Annotated in this window: 1 protein-coding gene; it reads right to left on the bottom strand. The window is 52.2% G+C overall.

What is annotated here, in order from left to right; all coding sequences use genetic code 11:
- The coding region (locus SB756_RS32500) for a restriction endonuclease subunit S (RefSeq protein WP_410913563.1) at nucleotides 1-255 on the bottom strand (255 nt) is incomplete at both ends.

The raw sequence follows: 255 nt of genomic DNA, 5'->3' as shown, positions 1-255 counted from the left end.
CTACTATTGCCACGCCACTCTTCCGTCAATCGCCCGGAAGCCGCTGCCGCGAGTACAGATTGGCGGAAACGTTTAAGCAGTGCGGGGATGGCGTCGATGCGCGCTTTGAGTTTGTGGACCTGGGCTAAAAGTTCATCGAGTTTGTGAGCGATTTTGGTTTGTTCGGCTGCAGGTGGTATTGGAATATTTAAGTCCGCTAGCTTGCCTCTTGCGATCCTTTTTCGGGTTGTACCTGAAGACTCAACTTCGATGCTC

This window comes from Pseudomonas sp. SIMBA_068 (assembly GCF_046534705.1).
GTDB lineage: Bacteria > Pseudomonadota > Gammaproteobacteria > Pseudomonadales > Pseudomonadaceae > Aquipseudomonas > Aquipseudomonas putida.
The sequence above is the reverse complement of the archived record's forward strand: the minus strand, read 5'-3'. Positions and strand labels throughout refer to the sequence as shown.